Origin of the sequence: Photobacterium sp. OFAV2-7 (assembly GCF_022347985.1) — a bacterium.
Lineage (GTDB): Bacteria > Pseudomonadota > Gammaproteobacteria > Enterobacterales > Vibrionaceae > Photobacterium.
In genome coordinates this window covers 1-5,467 of sequence record NZ_JAKRFQ010000299.1, presented here as the reverse complement: position 1 = coordinate 5,467, position 5,467 = coordinate 1, and the positions used below count along the sequence as shown (strand labels likewise).

Here is a 5,467-nt window from a genome sequence, read left to right as displayed (position 1 = left end):
CGACAACTTTGATCATAGCAGGGCTTACATCAACACCGATACCATCGCCTTCGATGTATGGAATTACCGGGTTGTTAGGAACGACCAGTTTACCTTCTGCGTCAAGAGTAATCTTCTGACCTTCAACTGGTACAACTACTTTACTATCCATTTAAATCTCCTAGCGTCCATTTGTTATCTTTTTGTAAGATGCGGGCAAATCATACTTGAAATTTTATCGATACGCCACTCGGGTTGTTTTTAGCGTATAATAGGCGGGTCAATTTAGTCACCCCCAGCACAGCACGCTATTTATGAAGCCAAACACCTCGTCACGTCAACCGACACGTTCCAATAATGAGCGTAGAGCATCAAGAAAATATAATAAAGCCAAACGCCCTCGCGGCCCGCAAAAGATCATATTATTTAACAAACCTTATAACGTTTTGACCCAGTTTAGTGGCGAACCAGGAGATAAAACGCTGTCTGATTACGTCCCGGTGAAAGACGTTTACCCGGCAGGGAGACTCGATAAAGACAGCGAGGGTTTATTGGTACTGACCAATGATGGCGTACTCCAGGCTCGCCTCACGCAGCCAAAATCCAAGCAACCCAAAATATACTGGGTACAGGTCGAAGGCGATCCAAGCGAAGAACAGCTAGATCAGCTCCGAAAAGGCATTACGCTAAAAGACGGCCCGACCTTGCCGGCTCAGGTGGAACGTATTGAGCACCCCGACATCTGGGACCGCAATCCACCAATCCGTGAGCGGAAAAATATTCCGACCACCTGGCTGGCTATCACCTTAAAAGAGGGGCGGAATCGTCAGGTACGCCGAATGACGGCACATATCGGTTTTCCAACCCTGCGACTCATCCGCCACAAAATGGCCAGCTGGACTGTCGAAGGCCTCGCGCCGGGCGAGTGGCGAGAGGTCAAGCTTTCGCAATCTGCCTAACCATTGCTTTGCCGGCAGTCAGAACCCCGACTGCAGGGAAGCACTTCTCAGAGCTTCCCTGCAACCCGCAAAAAAACCACACCGAAAAAGCTACACATTCCCCCCCGGTTCATCTATGATACGCACCACAAGGCAAACGTTTGCGTCAGCACCTCAAGTCAAAGGACAAACTGCTGATAGCTGCACAATTTTGCATTGATATTGTCGTTTATAACGTTCTTTTTGAATCCATTTCCGGATATCTGGTCGGTAATTTGAAAAGACGATAAAATTATTAAAGTGTGATTCTGCTCTCGCTCTGTTTCGCGAATAAGGTTTCTGTTAGAATTACGCCCTTAACACTATTAACGACTGAAGAGAAATATGTCAGATAACAGCCAGAAAAAAGTCATTGTCGGTATGTCCGGCGGCGTTGATTCCTCTGTATCAGCTTACTTGCTACTTCAACAGGGCTACCAAGTTGAAGGCCTGTTCATGAAGAACTGGGAAGAAGATGATAACGAAGAATACTGCTCTGCCGCAGAAGATCTCGCTGATGCACAAGCTGTATGTGACAAACTGGGTATCCACCTGCATACCATCAACTTTGCAGCTGAATACTGGGACAACGTGTTTGAATACTTCCTTGCGGAGTACAAAGCAGGCCGTACCCCGAACCCGGATATTCTTTGCAACAAAGAAATTAAATTCAAAGCGTTTCTGGAATTTGCCGATGAGGTTCTGGAAGCGGACTACATTGCTATGGGTCATTACACCCGCCGCAGCTTTCCTTCTGTCGAGGGCGAGAAGCCTCAGATGCTGCGCGGCGTAGATAACAATAAAGATCAGAGTTATTTCCTGTATACCCTTAGCCATGAGCAAATCGCGCGCAGCTTGTTCCCGGTTGGCGAACTGGAGAAACCAGAAGTACGACGTATTGCTGAAGAACAGGGACTGGTAACTGCGAAGAAGAAAGATTCGACAGGTATTTGTTTTATCGGTGAGCGTAAATTTACCGAATTTCTTGGCAAATACCTGCCAGCACAGCCAGGCAATATCGAAACAGCTGAAGACGGCAAAGTGATCGGCGAACACCAGGGCCTGATGTACCACACCCTGGGCCAGCGTAAAGGCCTGCACATTGGTGGCCAGAAAGGTGGCGGCGGCAACGAAGAAGCGTGGTACGTTGTTGATAAAGATGTCAAACGCAACGTGCTTATCGTCGGTCAGGGTAAAGATCACCCTCGCCTGAAGTCAAACGGGCTAATTGCATCCCAACTGCACTGGGTAGATCGTCAGCCAATTCGTGAGCCGCTCACATGTACGGTAAAAACTCGTTACCGTCAGCAAGATATTCCTTGTACCATCATCCCTATCGATGATGAGAACATCAAAGTAATATTTGATGAACCTCAAATTGCCGTTACGCCGGGCCAGTCAGCTGTATTCTACAGCGGCGATGTCTGCCTGGGTGGCGGTATTATTGAGCAGCGAATCTAAGGGAGTTGCGCACGTGGCACAAACTTTATATGACCGTACCATCGCGTTTGCCGGCATTTGCCAGGCAGTGAAACTTGTTCAGCAGGTTGCCCGTGACGGCACTTGTGATCGCGATGCACTGGAAGCCTGTTTAAACAGTATTGTGGTAACAGATCCTTCCAACACGATTGAAATCTACGGCTGCGAGGCCAATCTGCGTATGGGTCTTGAGACGCTGTCTGCCGAGATTGACAGCACACCGTCTGGAAACGAGATCACCCGCTACCTGGTCAGTGTGATGGCACTGGAGCGTAAGCTATCGAGCCGCCGTGACAGTATGGCGCAGCTGGGCGACCGTATTGATACCGCCAAACGTCAGATTGATCATTTCGAATTGCTTGATGATCAAATGGTGAGCAACCTAGCCAACATTTACCTGGACATCATCAGCCCACTCGGGCCACGGATTCAGGTAACAGGTACCCCGGCTCACCTGCAGCAGCAGAACGTACAGCATAAGGTTCGTGCCTTGTTGCTTGCGGCAGTGCGCGGAGCCGTGCTCTGGCGTCAGGTCGGCGGTAAACGTCGCCACCTGATTTTTGGTCGTAAGCAGATGGTCGAGCAGGCAAAAATCTTACTTGCCCGCAGCTAATTTGATACCAGGTATTTACCGGGTCGACCGGTAAGTATCTTGAATAATAACGGCTTAGCCACTGTGAGTGCTCGACCTGCAGCGCCACAGCAGGCTAGCGGTTACAGCAACACATTGTTTAACCCCCTAATAAATCAGGAGAGAGCAACATGGAACTGTCAGCATTGACTGCTGTTTCCCCGGTAGACGGCCGCTACGGAAGTAAAACTAGTGCACTGCGCAGCATTTTCAGTGAATATGGTCTGCTAAAGTACCGCACAATCGTTGAAATCCGTTGGTTACAAAAACTGGCTGCTACTGACGCTATCGTGGAAGTTCCTGCATTCAGTGACGAAGCAAACGCGTTCCTAGACCGTATTGCTGCTGAGTTTAGTGAAGAAGATGCGCAACGAATCAAAACGATTGAGCGCACAACTAACCACGATGTAAAAGCTGTTGAATACTTCCTGAAAGAAAAAGTAGCTGAAGTACCAGAATTGCATGCTGTGAATGAGTTCATTCACTTTGCCTGTACATCTGAAGATATCAACAACACGTCTCACGCCCTGATGCTGCATGAAGCACGTGAGACTGTCATTCTTCCTGAGATCCGTAACGTAATTGATGCAATCAAAGGTCTTGCCAACGAATACCGTGAAGTACCTCTACTGTCTCGTACCCACGGCCAGCCAGCATCCCCGTCAACCATGGGTAAAGAAATGGCGAACGTGGCATACCGTATGGAGCGTCAGTACAAGCAAATCGAAAGCGTTGAAATTCTGGCGAAAATCAATGGTGCTGTAGGTAACTACAACGCCCACCTTTCCGCTTACCCTGACGTTGACTGGCATCAGTTCAGCGAAGAGTTCATCACTGAATCTCTTGGCGTAACATGGAATCCGTATACAACACAAATCGAGCCGCACGACTACATCGCCGAGTTGTTTGATGCGATTGCACGATTCAACACTATCCTTCTGGACTTCGACCGTGATGTCTGGGGCTACATTGCTCTGGGTCACTTCAAGCAGAAGACGATTGCAGGTGAAATCGGCTCGTCGACCATGCCGCACAAAGTTAACCCAATCGACTTCGAAAACTCCGAAGGTAACCTGGGCCTGGCGAACGCTATCTTCACTCACCTGGCACAGAAACTACCGGTTTCTCGCTGGCAGCGTGACCTGACTGACTCGACAGTGCTTCGTAACCTTGGCGTGGGTTGTGGCTACGCGATTATTGCTTATACTTCGACCCTAAAAGGCATTAGCAAGCTAGAAGTCAACCAAGCGGCGCTTGAAGCTGAACTAGACAAAAACTGGGAAGTACTGGCAGAGCCTGTACAGACTGTGATGCGTCGTTACGGCATCGAGAAGCCATACGAGAAGCTAAAAGAGCTAACTCGCGGTAAGCGTGTAGACGGCGAAGGCATGCGTAACTTCATTGACGGCCTGGAACTTCCTGAGCACGAGAAAGCTCGCCTGAAAGAAATGACACCTGCTAACTACATCGGCGATGCAGTCAAGCTAACTGACAAGCTTTAATCGCTTTCTCAATCAATTTTAAGGGCCAGCTTTATGCTGGCCTTTTTAGTTTTTCAACCTAGCCCCACTCTTCTTCTCGCACTAAAAAATATAATTCTTTTAATTTCAAACAAATAGATTAAAGTTGTATTTTTAATACAACTTTAAGCTTGACCAAAATCATACCGAGGAATAACATGCATCTAAAATACATGTTAAGCATTTTATAGGTAAGTTGTATGTCTATTCACGTTAAGAACAATATTCACTGGGTTGGTCAGCGCGACTGGGAAATTCGTGATTTTCACGGCACAGAATACAAAACACTGAAAGGTACCAGCTACAACAGCTACCTGATCCGTGAAGGCAAAAACGTGCTAATTGACACCGTCGACCATAAATTCAGCTACGATTTCGTACAAAAGCTGGAGCAGGAAATCGACCTTAATGATATCGATCTGATTGTTATTAACCATGCAGAAGAAGATCACGCAGGTGCACTTTCTCTGCTAATGTCGAAGATCCCAAATACACCTATTTACTGTACAGAAAATGCCGTTGATTCTATTACCGGTCATCATCACCATCCAGAGTGGAACTTCAACACCGTGAAAACAGGTGACAGCATTGATATCGGTAACGGCAAGTCACTGGTATTTATCGAAACACCGATGCTTCACTGGCCAGACAGCATGATGACTTACATGACTGAAGACGCAGTACTCTTCAGTAACGACGCCTTCGGTCAGCACTACTGCGATGAGCGCCTGTTCAACGACGAAGTCGAGTACAACGAACTGATGGAGCAGTGCCTACGCTACTACTCCAACATCCTGACACCGTTTAGCCCACTGGTAACCGCTAAGATCCATGAAGTGCTAGGCTTCAACTTGCCGGTCGATATGGTCGCAACCTCCCAC

5 protein-coding genes and 1 pseudogene are annotated in these 5,467 nt (G+C 47.9%); 5 read left to right on the top strand and 1 reads right to left on the bottom strand.

Features of this window, described 5'->3' with window-relative positions:
- Window positions 1-151 (bottom strand): annotated as a pseudogene (locus tag MHN01_RS15165) (NADP-dependent isocitrate dehydrogenase); the annotation flags it as partial.
- 142 nt (window positions 152-293) lie between these two features.
- On the opposite strand from MHN01_RS15165, the gene MHN01_RS15160 reads away from it, so the two are divergent.
- The 5 genes from MHN01_RS15160 to MHN01_RS15140 all read left to right on the top strand — a co-directional run.
- On the top strand, window positions 294-938 hold the full coding sequence (locus tag MHN01_RS15160) for a pseudouridine synthase (RefSeq protein WP_239412114.1): 645 nt from the start codon (window positions 294-296) through the stop codon (window positions 936-938).
- 363 nt (window positions 939-1,301) lie between these two features.
- Window positions 1,302-2,417: a tRNA 2-thiouridine(34) synthase MnmA gene (gene mnmA / locus MHN01_RS15155; RefSeq protein WP_239412113.1), complete on the top strand. Its 1,116-nt coding sequence runs from the start codon at window positions 1,302-1,304 to the stop codon at window positions 2,415-2,417.
- Between the two features lie 13 nt (window positions 2,418-2,430).
- On the top strand, window positions 2,431-3,048 hold the full coding sequence (gene hflD / locus MHN01_RS15150) for a high frequency lysogenization protein HflD (RefSeq protein ID WP_239412112.1): 618 nt from the start codon (window positions 2,431-2,433) through the stop codon (window positions 3,046-3,048).
- A 149-nt stretch (window positions 3,049-3,197) separates the two neighbouring features.
- Window positions 3,198-4,568, top strand: coding sequence for an adenylosuccinate lyase (purB, locus tag MHN01_RS15145; RefSeq protein WP_239412111.1), 1,371 nt, complete (start codon window positions 3,198-3,200; stop codon window positions 4,566-4,568).
- A 218-nt stretch (window positions 4,569-4,786) separates the two neighbouring features.
- Window positions 4,787-5,467, top strand: a 681-nt coding sequence (locus MHN01_RS15140; protein WP_239412110.1) for an MBL fold metallo-hydrolase, incomplete at its 3' end; no start/stop codon positions are given.

Bases quoted from the DNA above. Each gene is read 5' to 3' on its own strand.
- MHN01_RS15160 (WP_239412114.1), top strand. From the start codon at position 294: ATGAAGCCAAACACCTCGTCACGTCAACCGACACGTTCCAATAATGAG.
- mnmA (WP_239412113.1), top strand. From the start codon at position 1,302: ATGTCAGATAACAGCCAGAAAAAAGTCATTGTCGGTATGTCCGGCGGC.
- purB (WP_239412111.1), top strand. From the start codon at position 3,198: ATGGAACTGTCAGCATTGACTGCTGTTTCCCCGGTAGACGGCCGCTAC.